The following is a 19,060-nucleotide window of genomic DNA, read 5'->3' as shown; positions in this document are numbered from 1 at the left end:
AGCAAGCGCAAGCTACCCTCTCGGCATGCAGTTGTAGTACTGGTCACGCGGAGGGCGGTGATGGCCGTTCTGCTCAATGCCTAAATACCATTTGTTTCCCTTGCCCATTGCCGGTTGAGAAGCCTTCACCTCAAACAATCCCAGTGAGATGTCATGCTCCAGGACGATGTAGTCACCGGCGATGAGTTCGCAAGCAGGATGACGCTCCACCAATTGTGTATCCCCGGCCTCGTTCGCCATGTGAATCCAAATCGGTTCATGGCAGGTGCTGCAGCGCCAGGTGCGGCGATCAAAATCATCATGCCAATCCATATCGGTCACGTCACACGTTCTGCAGTCGTAGCGCTGATCGAATCCGGTGCTAATTCCTAACGGCATAAAGGGCTTCCTTAATTGGTGATAACGTATTTTATTGATAATTTTCAAACCTGCTGGAATTGAGGCGAGGAGGGTAGGTCGGTAGCATCCAAGTCATGAAACCTCACCTGAATGATCTGCTACTCGATCACATCATTAACTCCGTTCCCGTCCTGCAGATCGGGCATGATCGTATGGCCTACTATCCAGGCTCTGCGTTCGCCGGCCTGGCCTGCAACGCCTACCCGCAATCCTGGAGAGCCAAGGTATCGAAAGAACCCAGTGGTTCACTTTGGTTCGCGATCCACCTTGATGCGATCGGAATTTACTGGGAAGTTGACTATGTTGCATGGGCGAAAGGCTGCGCTTTCGTCTCTACCCCCGAGCATCAATTCTATTGGGCGCACGGCAAACCAGGGCTGGCTGAGAGGGTGCTGCGCCCCTTGTATCTGGACTGGATGCTTCAAGGTGCTCTTGCGGCTGAGTACGGGCCTGATTATTTACCAGGGTTAGCCGGCGACCCAGTGCTCCTGGACGAGTACAGCGAGTACCAGGAGCAAATGGCCCAGCTACTGAGCAGATTCGCAATCGAGGCGCGATAGGTTGAGCAAGCATTGACGACAACCGCGAATATCCTTAGATTGAATCCACTAGCCGAGGGAAACGAGGGCGAAAGCCTCCACCCGCGGACATATGAAAGTGCTTAACGAAGAACCCACCTTACGGTGGTTTTTTCGTTTCTGGCGCCGAATTTACCAGCAATCCTTCAAAGCCTTCATTCCCCGTGACAAAGTTCGCCATGTAGATGCGATGCACAGAAGCTCTAGCTCAGGCGTTTCCAGCATTTCTCGTACTCCAGATACGAAAAAACCGGCTAGCGCCGGCTTTTCCCCCCTCCAACCAGATGGTCAAGCCACACCGGTCATGAGGGTTAGTTGTTGTGAGAAGTCTCGTGCAATGGCGGTCGTAATGCAAGGGAACATAAGGGTAGGTGATCGAGGCGAGGCCCAGAAGCAAGTAACATCCCTGGTGTGCAGGGAAATGTCCCGCCCCGGCGCACACCGTTTTCCCTTTTGGGCTCCGCCCGCGAAGCGGGCATAAAGAATCCGGCCGAGGCCGGGATCCTTTTAGGCGCGAGCCGACCAGGTTACCAATCCAGCACTTGAACCTTTCCTGGCTCGCCGGTTACCGCTGTGCGCGGCTTCGCCGCCGGCACCCGTTTCTGTGCCGCTGGAGTGTCTAGCGGCATGACCGGTTCGGGAGCAATAGGGACACTTGGTGTAGAGCGAGGCTGTTCGGGCGCCGGGGCGACGGGGGCTTCCACCTCCCGAGGCTCTGCCTTGGGACCAATGGCAAAGCGTTCATACCCCATCCAGGCAGGCAACGGTTGGCCGCGGTCGATCAGGTTCACAGCCTGCTCGAAGTTCTTCAAGTATTCATCGGCCCGTTTCAGCTTCGCCAGCTCAGATTGATAGTGCTGCTCAAGCTGGGGACTGGTCCCTGTGGCAACCCAGCTTTGGCGGTCGGTCACCAGGAAACTTTCAAACATTGCCGGATCGATGGCCTGAAGAGGCTTGTACGGCGCTGGATAGCGGCGAAGCATTTCGGCAATATCAGAGTGTTTTTCCCCCGCGACGATAATTCCTTGGAGGTCGGTGAGCAGGTTATCCCGTTGCGTGCTGATCTGCGTTTGCATTGCGGTCAGACGCTTCTTCAGACCGGCAACCTGCGCTGCGGCAATTCGCGCTTCTTCCGTCTGGTGAGCTGCTGCAGCCTTTTCCGCTGCAGCAACGCGAGCGGCCTCCTCACGAATACTTTGGGTGAAATGGCCTGCGCCGGCAGCAACTACGATGCACATGATTGCAGCCCCCATTGCCTTCAGGACCAGCCCCGATTTAACACCTTGTGCGCTTGCCGTCGTTACGGATCCGACTTGAAGGAGTTCACCGTGCTGGGCCAGCAGATGAGTGGATTGGTTGTTCATGCTGCTTTCTCCTCCGTCGGAAACTGAAACATTGGGATCAGGCGGATCTGGGAACGGCGGATGGTCCCGCAGCGATTGATCGCTGCCAGAGCGGTGAATTTATTCATGGTGAGAGAGTGGATCTCTTCGACGGCGACGAGAGGGATTTCGCCGATCTTGACGCTGCCTGCAGGGCGCTCGCGACGAATTACTGCTGGGAGTTGCTGCCAAGCCTGCTCGGCACCGAACTTCTTGGCAAGTTCGGACATGGTTTGAATGGCCTGGCCAACGTGACCATAGGACCTGCTGAGTTTCAGCATTTCGTCCGAGGTTTGCGCGCGGGCGGCTAAGGTGCCAGCCGAATAGCCACCAGCGTTTACGCCGTACGAGTTCGCCATAGCAACCGGATCAGTGGAATTAGCGGCGACTTCAGAGAATACAACCCGGGGCGAGGCTCCAATTCGTTTCGACACATAAGCGAGAGTCATGTCAGAGCCGATCTGCGCGCTCACAATTGAACGGAACTGGTCGAGAAGCATGATGGTGGCCTGTTCATCTTTCAGCGCGACCTGGAGCCCATCTAGGCCCTGAGTCGAGTAGACCGCGCAGAGACCGAGGCTGCGAGCCTTGGGTAAAATCGCCAATTCTTCATGTGACACCAGGTCCTGAGCCTCATCGACAACCAGCAAGACAGCTGTCTGGCCATCAGCTTTCCAGCCATCGCCGCGGCGTTTGATCGCCGAGTAAAAGCGGCGCTTGGCCAGGGCAGAGATGGCAACGCCAGTTTGAGTATCTGGCAGAGCCAGCCCCAACATCGCGCCGTAAAGGCAGTCCTCGATCTCGATGCCTTCCTCGGTATCAGCCCACGCACCCAGATCTTGGTCGTTGATCAGAGTACCGAGCCAGGTTTCAAGGTTGAGTTCGATGCTCGATCGAGTCTCATCGGCTTTTTCAATGTGGCGCACCATGAAACCATTGTAGGCACGTCGCACATGCCCCGGCATAAGGTGGCCACAGGCACTGCCTTCTTCAATAATTACCTTTGCACGCTCACGGCTACCAGGCTCGAACGCGAGTGCGTAGATCGAACCCAGCGTCCAGGGCCACTCTGTCGGCTCAAGAGCATTCAGTAGGGCCAGAACTTTTGCGGCGCTGCGCAGCAACTCTCGTGCGAACTGCTCCCATTCGTTGCCGGACACGTCGCCAGCATTGCCTTTGTCCGACGAAAACAACTTGAACAGTGTGTCGGCAACTTCATCTGGGCGCAGATTCTGGATAGCGTTGAACGAGGCATTGCCTGGGCTGATTACTTGGAAGCCCGGGAGATCCACCAACTCAGTCGGCAGTTGACCTTTGCCATCGAGTACAAGCAGACCTCCAGCTTTCGCTGCTTGCCATTGCCAGACAACGGGGCGAATGCAAGCCGCCGTTTTACCCGTACCTGTGAGGCCCACAATTAACAGGTGAGTGGATAGGTCTGCGACAGTCATTCCGAACGGCACGCCGGCTTTTGCCGGGCTGAATGGATCACGGCGTTCGGCAAACAAATCGGTTGAGATGCCCAGCTGGATGAACGGCGATTGTTCCGAAATGGCTCGTTTAATCTGTTCGTCAAGAGCGCGATCAAAGTCCGAAAATTTAGACTTTCCTTCCTGCTCGATAAGCTTCGGGTATGCGCTGACGGCTAGCGCTTCACGAGCTGCAGCAGCGCGAGTTTTTGCAATTGAGCTCAAATCGAAAATCGAAAGGAGCGACCACACAGCAGCGGCACCCGCAACAATGGGGGCGAAGAACCAGCTAATTGAGTCGGTGGCCACGAACGCGCCGGCCATAGAGAACGCAATCCCCGCAACAGCCATCGGGACCGACTCATCGACCGCCGCTTTGCGCAGATATGAAACCGACAGATCGTCAGGAACAATCTGGCCGTCGACCGGGTTGCCGTCACGATCATAAGTCCAAGCCCGGTACGAGCCCACCAGGTCAGAAGGCGTTTGGGGTGGTGTCACACGCAGCAGTACTCGAGCGCCGAACTCTTTAACGTCCTCGATCTCCTCCTCGGTGAGCAACGGGCCGGCAGGAAGAATGAGACGCCAGCTATCAGCCGTTAGCCCACGAGCGCAACCGAAGAGGTAAATGCCAGCGATGACCATGCAGGCACCGGCAGCTGTCGAACCCCACTGCCAGGCGAGGCTGGAACCGTTGCGACCGAGTAGGTAGGCTGTGGCGCATACCACCAGGAACGACACTATGCTGATTACGAAGTTGCGAGCGCGCATGCGCTTCTGCAAACGAGCGCCGGAGTGATACGCCGCACGGCCGTAATACGCTCGACGCGTGATCGCCGCACGATCGGCGGGGATGGGGTCGATCACATCATCATGAATGATTTGCTCAATCGGCCAGCCGAAAGTATCGGTGCTGAGTTGTGGTGCCAGTGCCGTACGGAGCGCCGTGGTGCGCCGCTCGCGCCAGGCGCGTTTGGCTGCCTCAGGATCTGTGAACCAGAGAAGCAGATTTTCCATGTAATTACGGAATTGCGTTACCATACAATTTCTTCCTTTCGTGGGTTTTTCCTTCCGCGAAACCGGCTCACCTGAGTTGCCGCTCAGGTGAGCCACCCTTTCACTTCGCTTGCTTAGTTGCGTTCGCCGCCGCAGCAATTTGAGCGCTCTCGATTGTCAGCGCCCGTGATGCATCAGCAATTTTTGCTCGGGTGTCCGCATTGCGGACCCGTTGCTCAAAATGACGCAATTGCGGCATCCGCCCAGTTGTTTCCATCTGAATCAGGTCCGATTTCATTGCGTCCAGAAAGCTGTTCAGGCTCGGATAAAACCTGAGGCTGCTGTTGTCCGGTGGAGTGCCAGTTGCCAGAGCGACACGAAGAGCGCGGTTCTCCGTTTCGAGTAGCGCGATTCTGAAATCAGCGGCGATTAACCCAACGTGCATTGCCGCTTGTCCGGACTGCTTCAGGTCATACAAACCGAGCATGTCTTGGTCACGAGAGTGAAACTGAGGCTCGCTCAATCCAGGCAGGCAATCTTCAAGAGGGCAAGCGCTCGCCTGGCCCGTGAACGCTGCGACCAGTGCCGATGCTGCAATGAGGGTTCTGTTATCCATCACATTGATCTCCCGGCGTGTTCGCCCTGTTTTTCCTGGTTGACCTGCTGATCAGTCAATTTTTTTTGCTCCTCCTGGACTACCTCTTGGGCATCTTTGCGCTGCTCATCGTGGGATGCTGGAGCGTCGTCCCTCTGCTGATGTTGCTTATGCAGCGCCTCCATGCGCGGATCCTTGGCCAGTGTGTCCAGGCCATCGAGGTCTCGCCCCTCAAGGCGTTTGAACTCTTCTCGCTCCTCGTGTCGTGCACGGATAAAAGCCTCCGCGTCACTGCCGAGCAGGCTCACCTTCTTTTTTCGGGCACGAAAATCCCCGTCATCGCTATGGTTGGTCATGCGACTTCTCCGTCAGTAGTAGTGGTTGCGCGTTAGCGCTGTTGGCTGGTGTGGGTTTGTTGGTTGAGGTATTGGCTGGCCATCGGCACCAGGGCGCTGAGCGAAACGACGACGCCGATCACCAGGCCTGAGCAAAAGTCGATCAAGCGAGCCTTACCCGCTCGCTGATTCGCGGCGGCAAAGTCGGCGGTCATCTGGCGAAAGGCGTTGTCTTTGTTCTGTTCGAAGTACGTCAGTCGCTCTGTCAGTGCAGTCGATTTAACTTTCTCTGTGTCGAGTTGGCCACGCAGTTGGTTACGCTCTGCGAAGTAGTTCGCTGAACTCTCGCCTAGCTGCGCCATCGCCGCTTTAACGCGCCCAGCTAGGTCATTGATGGAGACCTCAACCGCTTCCTGCTCAACTTGAAGCTTGGCCTCGATGATCGCCCCAGCTAGCACCTGAGCAATCCCCTCGCGCAGTGAAGCTCGGAAGTCGATCTCATCGGCCGGCTTGAGCAAACGACCTGGTAGACCGGCGATCTGCCGGCTGAGGGAGTCGAGCGCTCGCGAGAAGCCATCCAAGTTCATGGTGTCGATCGATGATGCGGCGCCACGGATATTTTCTGCAGCATTGAGCAGCAGCTCGGCAATTCCCTGCTGCTCGCCAGAACCGTGCAGGGATCGATCGACGGCTGCCATCTGATTTGCTGTTGCCTCGAAACGATCAGCCAACTCAAAGTGATCGCGGAAGAGCTCGCGCAGCATCAGTTGCTCCCGTGTGAGAGCAGCTTCGCTGACATTCATCGGGCGCGCGCTCATCGTCAGGCCTCTACCGTCGAAGTCAGCAGTTCGAAAACATGCTGCAACTGTCGATCCATCGATTTGGACTGCTTGGTGATGGCCAGCATGTCCATGGCACGACGCCAAGCCTTCTTGTCGTCGGAGCGAGTTGCTGCCTTCAACTCGGCCTTGTAATCGGTGATATCACTCAGTGCTTGGACGATGTTCATTTTCTTATCCGAGAGCAGGGCGAAAAGCTCCGACTCAGGGACAACGCATGCCGGATTGGCAAAAGCCACACCGCTTTTCTTCGCGAAGTTCAGCACATCCGCAAACTCAGCCTCGACGCCATCAACGACGCGGTTGAACACGAACTGAATTTTTTCCGGAGGAACACCAAGAGCGCTGAGCATGTGGGCCGTTTTCATGGCCTCAGTGCGTTCCTTGGTATCAGAAGTGCAGGGGATGACGAACAGATCGATTTCATCGTGGCCATCCTCGAAACGGGAAAGGCCGACCAGAAAGTCTTCGATGTTCGATGCGCCAACATCCAGGATCAAATCGTCGGCGGAAGCAAGTTCCGCATAGATCCGGGCGAACTGCTCGCCCTTCAACTGCTCAACGGCAGCGCCCAGATCACCACCCGCGGCGTTGATCGTTTCTACTGCCAAGATCTTCGCTTCCGGCATACGCGGCGCGAACAGGTTTACTGCGAGGGTTGTCTTGCCTTGGTTGCCGCCAAGGTTGACGAGTGCTACGCGCATTTTTCTCTTCCTTTCGTTATTGTCCCGACTACTCGTCGGTCCGGTACTTATCTGGGTCAAGTTGCTCTGTCATCGCTCGGAGATCACCAGGGGTAAGAGGTGGTTTCTTTGCTGACGATTCGGCAGGTTTGACTTCTTTCGTGTTTCTCTCAGCCTTTGCTGGAGGCGTTAGACCCACATCAGGGGTGTTCTTGCTTATCACGTCAGGGTGTAGCTCCCGTCCGAAATCAGGGTCGGCACCTGTCGTGCGGACGTTTGCCAAGAACTCTCGATACTCGCGGGCCAGAAATTTCTGGATGAATTTGCGCAGGCTGTTGTAGCTGACAACGATTCCTGCCCTTTCCAGCATTTCTTGTTGCTGTGTAATCGGAGTACCCAGGCGGGTTGCCTCACGCAAGATTTCGATTCGTGGCAATAAGGCCTTAGTGACACTCCCTCTTACGTTCTTCTGGCCGCTACCAGATTCGGCGGCAGCCTTCATACGCTCCAGCTCGGCTTTCAAAGCCGCTGTTTTCCGATCGGCCTCCTGCTGCTGCATCCGGATCCACTCCAGCTCGTCTTGCTCATCACGGGCGCGCTCTGCGTCTGTGCGTCGGTCATACATGGCGATCCCCTTAGGTTTCTGAGTTTGTTGAAAACTGATTGTTAACTCTACCAAAGGGCTCGCCATAAAGTGGCTGTTTGTTGCAAACAAGATGCAAACGTCAGTCGCTTGAGGTCTAGAATAGTTGCAAACTAATGCGAGTCAAGCAAAACTTGCACAAAGAGCTGCGAGATGCTTGTATATAAAAGCGTTTTGATAACACGTCTGCACCCTTCGGGTGCTTCGCGTTAAACCGAAAGTCTTGCTGCGCAAGGCTTTCAGCCGGCAAAGCCAGAAAAGCAAAAGCAAGGTACGCCGTCTTCAATCGGCTCAATGAGAAAAGCTCTCAGAAGGGAAAAGGAATGGCACGTAAGAAGGCGGGGGCGAAATCTTCGACTCAGTACATGGAGCAAGCCGCGGCTGAGCGTTTGGAGCGGGTTGCTGTTTGCCTTGGAATTACCCAAGGCCGCGTACTCGATGCCCTCCTATCCGTTCGGACGGCGGAGGAGATCGTAGGCTTTGTCGAGGCGCAGCAGTTCCGGAGTAACCCATCGCGCGCAGTTCCCGTTTTGCTCGATGGCGCAGTAGTGGCCTCAATGGCCGGTGCTATTACTCAATCCGTTTCTTCCCTTCTGGGCTCTGCTCTCCCGGATGTTGTGCTGGCGGTTTTGGCGAGCCAGGCGGAGCGTCGGCCGCACCTCTTGGCCGGCACTGTTGAGCCGATCCTTGATCGGCTCGTGCCGATGGTCCTGGATCGACTGATTGCCGAGCAGACAGGCTTGGAGATGTCTGAGCGATGAGTCACTACGGGATTTCGAACGCCAAAACGACAGCCGGGAATTTCGCTGCAAAAGCCAGCTACTTCGAAAAGAAGTTGAAGGAACTAAAGGCGCTCCAGGATAAGCGTATCGCCCTGGGGGCTGACCGAGGCTTGGCCAATGAGGTGATGGCCGAGGAGCTGGCCCGTGTAGACGCTGAAATTGCCCGGGTTGTTGGCGAGGTCGAATCGAGTGAGCAGGGCACCGGACGCGAGGACTACTACCATAAGTCCGGCAATGACACGCTCGCCTCTAATGTGTCCGGCCCTCTTGGCAAGCACCTTGGCCTAGGCGATCGCCCTCAGGATGGTGACTACCTAGCGCTGTTCCGGGGTATCAATCCGCGCACAGGTGAATGTTTTCTAGGTGATAGCCGTCAGAAGCAAATCGATGAATCTATCGCCCGAGCCGAAGTCTTGGCCCGCGACAGGAAAGAGGGTAAGTCAACGAGGGATCGGCTCAGTCTTAATGAGGCGGATACCCAGGCAGCAGAGCAAAAAAAGGAGAAGGACAAGGACCAGGTACTCGGTTTCTCCTCCTGTGTGTCGATGCAAAAGAGCCTTTCCCTCTACTGGGCGAAAGCCGATGAAGACACGCGGCGCGTCATTCAGGAGTGCTGGATGCAGGCCGTCGACGACGCCATTCAGTATGAGCATGATAATGGGCGCATCCGCGGTCGTGAGAAGGCCCAGGGCGCTGAGTCCGTCCGCGGCGAATCTGTCGCGCTGACTTATCTGCATTGTACTGCCCGCCGCACTCCGGGCGCGGAATTCCCCGATCCGCAGATTCACGCGCATGTCGAGCGTCCCAATTTCGTGATGCTCCCGGGTGGCAAGTTCACCACTCTGGATGCCGGCCACCTATACAAAACCCAGCGCGAATTCGGCGCGGTAGTTGATGTGTCTTTCTTCCAGCGAATCCAGGAGCGTCTGCCGCAACTGGCGTCTGCCACTGTGGTGGACTGGGCTGGTCACGGCCTGCGTCTCAACGATCGCAGTGTTTCTCGCCAGACGGTTGAGGAATTCTCGAAGCGAAGCCAGCAGATTAGTGCGGAGAAGAAGAACCTGGCCGTTTCTGGTCAGGGGGCTACCCAAGCGGTCGCCATGCGTAGCCGCGATGGCAAAGACGTTGCACTTGGTGAAGGGCTCGACCTGCATTGGCGGGAATCAATCCCGACCATAGAGCTTCATGCCTCGACAGAGGAGGAACGTAAGGCGCCGACTCTACTTGAAGTCCAGCAGATGCTTTTTCGCGGCGAGTCGGTTGTCGAGGAACATTCCATTGATGTCGTGGCAGCTCAACTTACAGTTGGGAGGGGAGGGATTAGCGCGATTGCTCAGAGGAAAGACCAGCTATTCAAGCAGCTCGGGTTGGTCGAAATCCCGCAGCAGCCCGATGAAAAGGGGCGTGTGCCGGGCAAACGCTACACCACCAAAGAGATGATTTTGCTTGAGGCTGACTGCCTCAAAGCCGTCTATGCCGGAATGAACGACCCGCGATGGAAGCTTGATCGCGCTAGCGTGGATGAAGTTATCGCCCGCTACGAAGCTGAGAAACATAACAAGCAGAAGCCCGGAGAAAAGCCATTTTCGCTTACTGACGAACAGCGTAACGCCCTGTATGCGCTGACCGACGTAGGACAGTTCAGCTTCCTCAAGGGTGCGGCCGGGGTGGGTAAGTCCGCGACTCTGGCTCCGATGTTTCGAGCTTACAACGATGCCTTCAAAGCCGAAGGGCGCCGGATCATGGGCGTGGCACCTGGTAATAAGCAGGCGACCGAGCTTCAGGCATCGACCGGCATCCAATCGCAGACAGTCCATTCGCTCTTAATCAAGCACCAGGAAGCACTTGCAGCCAAGTCGACTGGTAAGCAGCACAAGGCTTCTAGCCTGATCCGATCGGGCGACATTATCGTTTGCGACGAAGCCGGGATGCTCGACACCTACACGATGCACAGCCTGGTTGTTGCATGTCATCAGGCGGGCGCCCGTCTGCTCTGTGCAGGCGATAGGAACCAGCATGGAGCAGTCGCAACGGCGAGCCTATTCGGGCTGATGCACGATGCCGTTGAAGACCGCGTAGCCCGGATCGAGACAATTGCCCGTCAGGTTCCCGAGTTCCGACCGATCGCGCAGGCCTTCTACGAAGGCAAGTCGGCGGAAGCAATTGCGATGATGGATGCAAAGGATCAGCTGCGAATCTTCCGGGATGGGGTGAACGAAGCTGACCAGCTAGTCCAGGAAGCGCTCGCCGATATGAAAAATGGTCAGCCCGGTAAAGATGGAATTGTCCGTGAGCTTGGCTGGAAGGACGTGCTGATCTTGGCCGATACCAATGAGCAGGTCCGGTCGCTGAATGACAAGGTTCGAGAGGAGCGGTTCGCTCGCGGCGAACTTTCCCTTGATCCTGCGAGCAGGGTAACGATCGAAACAGAGGTTCTTGGGGGCCAGTTACTCTCCCTTGACGTGGGCATTGGCGATCGCTTGCTATTGCGCGAAAACGCCAAGGATGCTGAGAGCCAGCCGATCTTTAACGGTGATCTGGGAACCGTTCTCGCTTTTCGAAAAGTCACCCGGGATATCGACGGCGAGCGGATCGATGATATGGAGTTTACGGTCGCCCGCGACGATGGGAAGACCGTCAAAATCCTCACGAGTGAGTACCATGCGCTACAGCATGGTTATGCCATGACTTCGACAAAAGCTCAGTGTATGACCGTCTCGCAAACGTTCTACCTGCCAAGCCAAATGGCTTCGCTCCAGTCCCTCTATGTCTCCTATACCCGGGGCATTTATGGGGCCAAGGTTTACCTGAATGAGGTGAACTGGGCCGATTTTAAGAAGGCGACCGAGCAGTATCGCTATAAGCAAAATGCCCTCGACCTAATGCCTCAGGTTCGCGAAGCGATCCGCTCAACCATTCAGACAGGCCAGTCCCTTGCTCTCAAGGCCCAGACTCTCTCGGTTCTGGAGCGCCTGCAGGGGAGCTCCGAACGGTTCCAGTTTTCCGAGCACACCCTGGCCTCTGAGCCAAGGGTGAGATCTGTCCAGGTACTACCTCCGGTCGACGATGAGATTGCTCTCGCAAATGCGTTTGGACGGGGCATTGTTGATCTTCGAGAGGATGGCCAGGCCTGGCCCATTAAGAAAGCATCCGTCGCTGTTATCGCCCCCAATAATCCGCCGATCGGTGTTTCCGTACCTGTCTGGAAAAATCCAGGCACATCTGTACCCGCTGAAAACCGCCCCGACCTGGTTCAGAACCTCAAGGCAATTCAGCCGGCGCTGTTCACACCAAAACTGAAAATCATAAAGCCCGTGCCCCTGGAGGTTAGCTATGTCCGACGAAATGATTCTGCCGGATCTCCCCCCTCTGCCACCCTCGGCCGTTACCCAAGATTCGACGGAAGAGCTACTGCCTCCGGTGATGGAATTCCCCGATCCCAATCCGTTGCCGGAAGCCTCGGCCGTTTCAAGCGCCGTGCCGGTGCAGACGGCGATACTGCCGCAAACGCAGAAGAGTTCGCACGTCCGATCGGCAACTTTGAACGCCCTTCAGGACGAGCCGCCGGCGACGGTTTGCGCACGCTGTCCTCATGCAATTTGGCAGCAAGTGCCGGAGGGCGACGTGAGGGTGTATTGCCTGGTGATGCACTCGCTGATCGACAAGCTATTGGTGGAGTGCGACGGAAGATTCCTGGTGCCGAAGTAATCGACCGGAGGGAGCGCCGCAGGATGAATTTCGACAAAGCTGCCGACGCTCGCGAAGTCGCTGCCATGAAGCGGGATGTGGATCTGGTGGAGTATGCGAATAGCCTCGGGATGGAGTACGACAAGAAGGCTTCGTACAAGGGGCATGCTGTTTTTCGTCATGCTGGCGGCAAGTACGACATCTATCAGGCCCCGGACGAAAACTGGGTCTGGCATGACCGCCACGGGAACCGCAACGGCGATATTTTCAAGCTGTATCAAGAAGTAAAGGGCGGTAGCTTCGCTGAGGCGAAGGAGGACATTCGAGCTTTTAAGGGCGATTTACCTAGTCACGGCGCATCAGCTGACGAGCAAGCTCGCATTGATCGTGATCGAGAGATCAAGCGACGAGCCAAAGAGCAGGCCCGAGCAGAAGAGATCAAAAAGGGCACCACTGATGCCTACCGCACATTTGGACTTATGTCGCGCCGCGACAACTATCTCGCCTCCGAGCGAGGAATCTCAGCCGAAGTGCTAGCCGAAACTCGCTGGAAGTCGAGCCGATATGGATCTGCCGTCTTCCCGCATATCAACTCTGAAGGCAAGTTCTCTGGCTACGAGTACCGAGGTGTGGAGATCACCAGGGTTAAGGGCGAAGAACATCGCAAGGAACATAAAGGCTTTTCGAAGGACACCGAAAAAGGCATCTACTTGGCCAATCCCAAGTGCCTGACCCCCACAGAGATTCGCTTTTCTGAGGGGGGCGTCGACACCCTGAGCGCGTACCAGCTTGCCAGCTTGGAAGAACGGCAGCGGATCCTTTTCGTAGGTACTACTGGCGAACCGGGGCCGAACACTGAGGGAGCAATTACTGCCTTGGCCAAGAAATACCACATCGAGCATTTCAGTACGGCCTATGACCGTGACCAAGGCGGCGATAACTTAACCGTGAAGCGTCACGCTCGACTCGTCGGCCAGTTTCCTGGAGCGCAGATTGAGGATGTTCGTGAGCGTATTGGTCTGCTACCTGGAGAAGATCCCAACGAGGCCCTGAAGCGTATCGAAGAGATGAGCGTCCAGCGAAAAATGCAGAATATTGAAACCGTTGCTCTGGCAGAACCGACAATAAGGCCGGTTGCCCAGTCAGAAACCCAGTCTTCGCATGACGAGGATGAAGCAGTTTATAGCCGCGGGAGATCGATCTAATGTTTCGGAATGCTGAAAAAGTCCTCTGTCAGATTCAAACTCTTGCAAAGCAGATGCGTGCTTTAGAGATCTCCAATCTCGCGACCCAGCTTGAACAGCTTCGCGCTTCGCTTCCCAACGAAAACGCTGGTCCTTTTGTACTCCTGGTAGCTATCGCTCAGCAGGTGTTGCCGATTAAAAAGGCGTACGTCGTTCCCCATCCGCTATCTGATGGGAAATGTTGGCAAGGAAATGGTGGCTGGCATCTTGTGCTATTTCTGGAAAATACCCCTGATGAGATCGACCTGATCAATCTCCGTAATCGATTCTTCGACGACGGCCCTCGCTCGGTAGTCAGCCGAGTCGAAGCCTTCAGCTATACCCATCATGCCGAGCGTCTAGGTCAAGTGATGGCCATCGGCATCCAGACCCCCCTTTTGGAGTTACATCATGACTAAACGCTTGAGCTTCAGCTTAGACCTGAATGCAAATGACTTCGATGCTCTGCAGGCCGTGCTGGCAAACCCGAGGGTGGTCGCAACCGCTGTTGCGCCAAACGATCCATGGGAGCACTCACGCATTGTCGACGTGTTGGTGGAAATGGCTGAAAGTGTTGCCGCTGCAATGAAGCCAGCAGTGGATGCAGAATCGTCAGATTGAGTCGAGCCACAAAACCAGGGCTGATCCATGTCGCGGGTGACGTACCTATGCACGGTGCATAACTAGCTAAAGCGAATGACAAACTGGATCCTTAAACCTCCCATAGCTATGCACGGTGCATAGCTCGCCAAGCGTGACTGGCATTCGGAATGGCAAGATTTAAACCTGTTGGCTGAGAGTGTCTAGACGAAGCGAATGGCGGGGAGGAGCAACGTTCTCTCCAATTTTCCGTGAACACTGCGAAATCGCTGGTGGTAGGCTTTGCTGGAGGTCTGCTGCCAACTCTCTTTGTTGCGACTAATCCTGACAGAGAGCCCGTCCCATGAATCCTCGTCGTGCTGCATCCCTTCGCCCTGGACAATTCAAACACCTGATCCGTATAGCCAGTGTCACCGGACGTCTCCCGGAGCGTGACGTGATGCTGTTGTGGCTCACGCACACCACCGGTATTCGTGTCATCGAGTTGGCCTTGCTGGAGATTGGCGACGTGTTGTATCCCAGCGGTGCCATCGAGCCTGAGGTGTACTTGCGAGCAGACTAAGGGCTATCGGCACGGATTAGGTGAAGGTATGGACGCCACCGGCGATGTCGAGATAGTGCAGACCATTCTTGGGCAGGCCTGTCTGGATCACAGCAGTCCAGTCTGCTGATTTTCACTGACCTATTTGCAGCCTCTGAAATCCTAGGCAAGGCCATCGTATGCTGAGTATTTGGGCGGGCCAATGAGTTCCGACAGTATGGTAAAAATCGCATCAGCGCCAACACCCGGAGGGTTCCGGGCGCTGTTGATCATCCTCGCCTCTTAGATCTGCCTGGGAAAAAGGGCCTTGATGAATATTTAGTGAGCATGAACTACTCAAAAGGCTCAATACCATTGATTCTTAAGTATAAGGAGGATAGGTAGCACCATGAGAGCGCTACTGATGGAGTGGGCGATTGTGTATAGCCTGGCAGTCCGTTACCACAGGATGATGTGTTGACACCATCGCCGAGTTCAACCACGTGCTGACGCAAGACTAACCCACCTCTAGATCAGTAAAAATCCAATGAAGTTAATGGTTTGCGAGGTATCAAACTGGGTCAGTGATTTCTCGGCAACTGGGTCAATTCGACGCCGCCGCCAACCTTGCGTCGCGAGCGCGTAAAATTTAATAGTTAATAGGCTGACCATTTTTCATGGAGGGCACAGAATTTTTATCAAATGGTCACGAAATACATTTTGCTCTCGAGGGTGGCGCTGCACACATACTTGTAAGTTCCGTCGAGCCCAGCCTTCTAATATTTCGATAACTTTAAGTCGGTCTAGGTCTGCTGGTTCTAAAGCCGAGCGAGGGGCAACCCCAATTCCTGCACCTGATGAGACCAGTCTCGCAATCGCTCGGAAGCCAGAAACCTGGACACGCACATCCAATCGACCACCCAGAGCACTGGCGTGATTCATCAAAAAAGTATGCAGCGCTGCACCTGACTGGAGGCTTATAAACGGGAGCCCCAGGCACTCTGCAAAGCTCACAGAATGTCGGTCGTCGAACCGTCCGTTTAGGGGGGCCAGGAGTACCAATTGATCCTGTCTGTACGGAAAGAAATCCAGCTCGGGATGCTCCGTTTCCATCGCCACAACACCAATATCTGCACGGCCGGACGACACAGCAGAAATAATGTCATGACTCAAGCGTTCTTCGAGGCTGATGCGGACGTTTGGGTACAAAGAGAAAAAGCGGCCAAGGTCATCAGGTAAATAGGAGCTAATGGCATTGTTGTTGGCAAAAAATGTGACATGTCCGATCAAGCCACTGGCGAAGGGTTGGAGGTCAGACGTCATTTGTTCCAGCTGCGCTATACATCTTCTTGCATGCTCTACTAGAACGTAACCCGCCGGGGTAAGGCTCACCCCCCGAGATTGTCGCACTAGTAGGTGCGTGCCGAGACTGTCCTCCAGCCTCTTTATTCTCAGACTGACCGACGATGGAGCAAGGTTGCAACGTTCCGCCCCTCTCGACAGATTTCCCTCCTCAGAGACGGCTAGAAAGACCTTCAGATCAGTTAAGTCATACAGCATTCCGTTAGTCTCCGGCAAAATTATAAGATTTTTATGCAAGTTTACTTCATAAAATAGACCTTGCGTTTGTCTTTAACAAATACAGGCTTTGTAAAAGCTTGCTACTCACCTGACTGTTCTTTGAATCGCCCCGGGTAGCGATGTCTTCGATTACATCGAGATGTTCTACAACGCAAAACGCCGTCATGGTTTCAACAATCAGCTGTCACCGATAGAGTTTGAAAAGCGTTACGCAATGAGCTTGCGAGGTGTCTAGAGAATCCGGGGCGACTCATACAAAATTCCGTCCCTCGCGCCAGATTTCCCTCCACAGAGACGGCTAGAAAAACCTTTAAATAAGTTAAGTCATACAGTATTTCGTTAGTCTACGGCAAAATCATGGGTTGCTTTTTCAAATTCACTACATGAAATAGGCCAGGCGTTTGCCTTTAACAAACACAGGCTTTGTAAAATCTCGCTGCTCCCTTGACCGTTCTTTGCACATACTCGTGTAAGAAATTTGTCAAAGGGAAAACCTAATGTCGATCATCAAACCTCTGCAAGGCATTACCGTCGTCTCCATCGAGCAGGCACTGGCAGCACCTTTATGCACTTGCCGCTTGGCTGAGATGGGGGCGAGGGTCATCAAGGTCGAACGTGCAGAAGGGGATTTTGCACGGGGTTACGACGACGCAGCCAAGGGCAACTCCTCATACTTTTTGTGGACCAACCGAGGTAAAGAATCGCTGGTGTTGGATTTCAAAAAAACGGAAGACGCCGCATTGCTGAAGCGCATTATCTCCAGCGCTGACGTCTTTGTTCAAAATCTTGCGCCAGGTGCTCTCACTCGCGCTGGATTTGACAGTGCAGACCTTCGGAAATTGAATCCACAGCTAATCACCTGTGACATCAGCGGCTATGGAGCTGGTGGCGCGGCCAGTTCTTTGAAGGCATATGACCTTTTGGTCCAATGCGAAAGTGGCTTGGCCGGCATCAGCGGTTCGCCTGAAGGATATGGACGAATCGGTGTGTCGATTTGCGACATCGGCGCCGGTATGAACGCTGCAATCGGGGTGCTCTCTGCCCTGCAGCTACGTGAGAAAACCGGTACAGGCTCTGGGATTGCAGTATCGCTGTTTGATGGAGCTGCGGACTGGATGACCATTCCCTATCTACACGAGACTTATGGCAAAGGCGCTCCAACACGCCAAGGACTTCGCCATCCATCGATTGCTCCATATGGCGCATATACCACTGGCGATCAACGAGACATCGTAATAAGCATCCAAAACGAACGAGAGTGGCAACAATTCTGCGAGGTCTTCCTGGAGGGTACCGGTGCTTCTACTGACCTCCGCTTTGCATCTAACACAGAACGCGTTCATAACCGAGAAGCACTGGATGCGCTCATCGATGCTTCCTTCGCCAAGTTAAACGCTGAACAAGCTCTTCAAAAACTAAGTGAGGCAAATACCGCTTACGGTCAAGTTCGCTCGGTAGCTGAGATGGCGGAACACCCGGCCCTGCGCAAGTGGCCTATGGACGTTGAATCCGGTCAAGTAGAAATGGTCGCTCCCCCCGTGCGGGCTCCATGGGATGAACAACGTTTCGAGAAAGCCCCTCTCTTAGGCGAACACAGTGACCGTTTGCGCGAAGAATTCCAGTTGCCGATACCTAGTGTCAAACAGCAAGGAGTATCCATATGAGCATTATTGATCTTCAACATCTACGCCAATGGGTTGGTAAGTCCCACGTCGATCATGATGTCTTGTCTTCGCGCCATGCACGGTTGATGGCTGCGACGCTGGGCATTCCTCAGAGCGACTTGACCTCAGGATATCCGTTGCCCCCACTGTGGCATTGGCTGTATTTCCTGGAAGGGTTACCGCCTGAGGAGTTAGGTCGTGATGGCCACCCGGCCCTAGGTGGTTTCTTGCCGCCAGTGCCGCTACCAAATCGGATGTGGGCAGGTGGGCAGCTCGAATTCAAGAAAGCGTTGCCTCTGGACGGCAAGGTCGAAAGGAGCTCGAGTGTTGTTTCGGTAGAGCACAAGCAAGGCCGTAGTGGTGAATTGGTATTTGTCACAGTGCAGCATGAGGTGTCGCATGCTGGTGAAGTGGCTATCTCGGAACGTCATGACATTGTTTACAAGGAAGCGACTCCACCGGGCTCCAATAAGACATTTACCGCCATGCCGGAAGCCATTCACTCCCGTGAGTTCTTGCCTACCTCAACTACCTTGTTCCGCTATTCAGCACTAACCTTCAATGGCCATCGCATTCACTACGATGCTGACTATTGCCGAGACGTTGAAGGCTACGCGAGTCAAGTGATACATGGCCCGCTCAATGCGACTCTGCTTGCGGGCTATGCCGAGAGAATCGCGGGCAAACCGATCAAATACTTTAATTATCGCGGAGTTCAACCAGCCTTACTTGGCGCGAAGCTGACTTTAAATGCCGCGCATGAGGGTGATGACTTGCTGTTATGGGTCAGCTTACCTGACGGCGCAGTCTCGATGCAGGCACGCGCAAGTTTCTAGTTTCTCGGCCTATACACCACCCTAATAGTTGTAATGAATGCCAAAGCATCGAGTGTTGCAAGCAACACTCGATGTGGATCAACTTGTACTGAGATAGTAGTCGTGAAGGTGTTATATGAAGTGTGTCAATGAGTAGCAGTTGTAATTATCTGCATCTCTCACTGGCACTAGTATTTTGCTCAAAATGTTTTGCCTAGATTGATGATGTGGCTTGGTCGACAGTTCATATGAATGATGTTGCGGCCCCT

At 54.7% G+C, this 19,060-nt stretch carries 16 protein-coding genes and 3 pseudogenes; 9 read left to right on the top strand and 10 right to left on the bottom strand.

Annotated elements, in window-relative coordinates; genetic code table 11:
• Positions 1 to 12: 12 nt before the first annotated feature.
• The gene (locus tag RHP74_RS23310; RefSeq protein ID WP_311096392.1) at positions 13 to 378 is read right to left on the bottom strand and encodes a hypothetical protein; all 366 of its coding nucleotides are present in this window, start codon (positions 376 to 378) and stop codon (positions 13 to 15) included.
• Between the two features lie 95 nt (positions 379 to 473).
• Here RHP74_RS23310 and RHP74_RS23305 point away from each other — a divergent pair, with 95 nt between their 5' ends.
• A complete protein-coding gene (locus RHP74_RS23305; protein ID WP_311096391.1) occupies positions 474 to 959 on the top strand; it encodes a hypothetical protein in 486 nt (161 codons plus the stop codon).
• Between the two features lie 545 nt (positions 960 to 1,504).
• On the opposite strand, the gene RHP74_RS23300 is transcribed toward RHP74_RS23305, so the two are convergent.
• The 7 genes from RHP74_RS23300 to RHP74_RS23270 form a co-directional block, all read right to left on the bottom strand.
• Entirely contained in the window at positions 1,505 to 2,341 is an 837-nt protein-coding gene (locus tag RHP74_RS23300; protein WP_311096390.1) for a hypothetical protein, read from the bottom strand.
• A complete protein-coding gene (locus RHP74_RS23295; RefSeq protein WP_311096389.1) occupies positions 2,338 to 4,869 on the bottom strand; it encodes a TraM recognition domain-containing protein in 2,532 nt (843 codons plus the stop codon). Before RHP74_RS23295 ends, RHP74_RS23300 begins: the two co-directional genes overlap by 4 nt.
• Positions 4,870 to 4,945: 76 nt before the next feature.
• On the bottom strand, positions 4,946 to 5,440 hold the full coding sequence (locus RHP74_RS23290) for a hypothetical protein (protein ID WP_311096388.1): 495 nt from the start codon (positions 5,438 to 5,440) through the stop codon (positions 4,946 to 4,948).
• Positions 5,440 to 5,775, bottom strand: coding sequence for a hypothetical protein (locus RHP74_RS23285; protein WP_311096387.1), 336 nt, complete (start codon positions 5,773 to 5,775; stop codon positions 5,440 to 5,442). Before RHP74_RS23285 ends, RHP74_RS23290 begins: the two co-directional genes overlap by 1 nt.
• Positions 5,776 to 5,807: 32 nt before the next feature.
• Positions 5,808 to 6,572 (bottom strand): hypothetical protein, encoded by a 765-nt coding sequence (locus tag RHP74_RS23280; protein ID WP_311096386.1) that lies wholly within the window; start codon positions 6,570 to 6,572, stop codon positions 5,808 to 5,810.
• A gap of 2 nt (positions 6,573 to 6,574) precedes the next feature.
• Positions 6,575 to 7,297 (bottom strand): StbB family protein, encoded by a 723-nt coding sequence (gene stbB / locus RHP74_RS23275; protein ID WP_311096385.1) that lies wholly within the window; start codon positions 7,295 to 7,297, stop codon positions 6,575 to 6,577.
• A gap of 28 nt (positions 7,298 to 7,325) precedes the next feature.
• On the bottom strand, positions 7,326 to 7,901 hold the full coding sequence (locus RHP74_RS23270; RefSeq protein WP_311096384.1) for a hypothetical protein: 576 nt from the start codon (positions 7,899 to 7,901) through the stop codon (positions 7,326 to 7,328).
• A gap of 341 nt (positions 7,902 to 8,242) precedes the next feature.
• On the opposite strand from RHP74_RS23270, the gene RHP74_RS23265 reads away from it, so the two are divergent.
• The 5 genes and pseudogenes from RHP74_RS23265 to RHP74_RS23245 all read left to right on the top strand — a co-directional run.
• Complete coding sequence (locus tag RHP74_RS23265) at positions 8,243 to 8,680, top strand: hypothetical protein (RefSeq protein ID WP_311096383.1); 438 nt, start codon at positions 8,243 to 8,245, stop codon at positions 8,678 to 8,680.
• Complete coding sequence (locus RHP74_RS23260) at positions 8,677 to 13,593, top strand: AAA family ATPase (RefSeq protein WP_311096381.1); 4,917 nt, start codon at positions 8,677 to 8,679, stop codon at positions 13,591 to 13,593. The genes RHP74_RS23265 and RHP74_RS23260 overlap by 4 nt, the downstream gene beginning before the upstream one ends.
• Positions 13,593 to 14,030, top strand: a complete 438-nt coding sequence (locus tag RHP74_RS23255; RefSeq protein WP_311096380.1) for a hypothetical protein — start codon at positions 13,593 to 13,595, stop codon at positions 14,028 to 14,030. The genes RHP74_RS23260 and RHP74_RS23255 overlap by 1 nt, the downstream gene beginning before the upstream one ends.
• The gene (locus RHP74_RS23250) at positions 14,023 to 14,232 is read left to right on the top strand and encodes a hypothetical protein (RefSeq protein ID WP_311096379.1); all 210 of its coding nucleotides are present in this window, start codon (positions 14,023 to 14,025) and stop codon (positions 14,230 to 14,232) included. The genes RHP74_RS23255 and RHP74_RS23250 overlap by 8 nt, the downstream gene beginning before the upstream one ends.
• Before the next feature lie 322 nt (positions 14,233 to 14,554).
• Positions 14,555 to 14,770, top strand: a pseudogene (locus RHP74_RS23245) (site-specific integrase); the annotation flags it as partial.
• A gap of 636 nt (positions 14,771 to 15,406) precedes the next feature.
• Here the strand turns inward: RHP74_RS23245 and RHP74_RS23240 are convergent.
• Together RHP74_RS23240 and RHP74_RS23235 are read right to left on the bottom strand one after the other, a co-directional pair.
• The gene (locus RHP74_RS23240; protein WP_311100542.1) at positions 15,407 to 16,054 is read right to left on the bottom strand and encodes a LysR substrate-binding domain-containing protein; all 648 of its coding nucleotides are present in this window, start codon (positions 16,052 to 16,054) and stop codon (positions 15,407 to 15,409) included.
• A 108-nt stretch (positions 16,055 to 16,162) separates the two neighbouring features.
• A pseudogene (locus RHP74_RS23235) lies at positions 16,163 to 16,291 on the bottom strand (LysR family transcriptional regulator); the annotation flags it as partial.
• Between the two features lie 136 nt (positions 16,292 to 16,427).
• Here RHP74_RS23235 and RHP74_RS23230 point away from each other — a divergent pair.
• From RHP74_RS23230 to RHP74_RS23220, 3 genes and pseudogenes are all read left to right on the top strand, one after another.
• Positions 16,428 to 16,547, top strand: a pseudogene (locus tag RHP74_RS23230) (IS3 family transposase); the annotation flags it as partial.
• A gap of 262 nt (positions 16,548 to 16,809) precedes the next feature.
• Positions 16,810 to 17,976, top strand: coding sequence for a CaiB/BaiF CoA-transferase family protein (locus RHP74_RS23225; RefSeq protein WP_311096378.1), 1,167 nt, complete (start codon positions 16,810 to 16,812; stop codon positions 17,974 to 17,976).
• Complete coding sequence (locus RHP74_RS23220) at positions 17,973 to 18,812, top strand: MaoC family dehydratase N-terminal domain-containing protein (protein ID WP_311096377.1); 840 nt, start codon at positions 17,973 to 17,975, stop codon at positions 18,810 to 18,812. Before RHP74_RS23225 ends, RHP74_RS23220 begins: the two co-directional genes overlap by 4 nt.
• Positions 18,813 to 19,060 lie beyond the last annotated feature (248 nt).

The organism is Pseudomonas sp. SG20052, from assembly GCF_031766055.1.
GTDB classification, from domain to species: Bacteria; Pseudomonadota; Gammaproteobacteria; order Pseudomonadales; family Pseudomonadaceae; genus Aquipseudomonas; species Aquipseudomonas mandelii.
The sequence above is the reverse complement of the archived record's forward strand: the minus strand, read 5'-3'. Positions and strand labels throughout refer to the sequence as shown.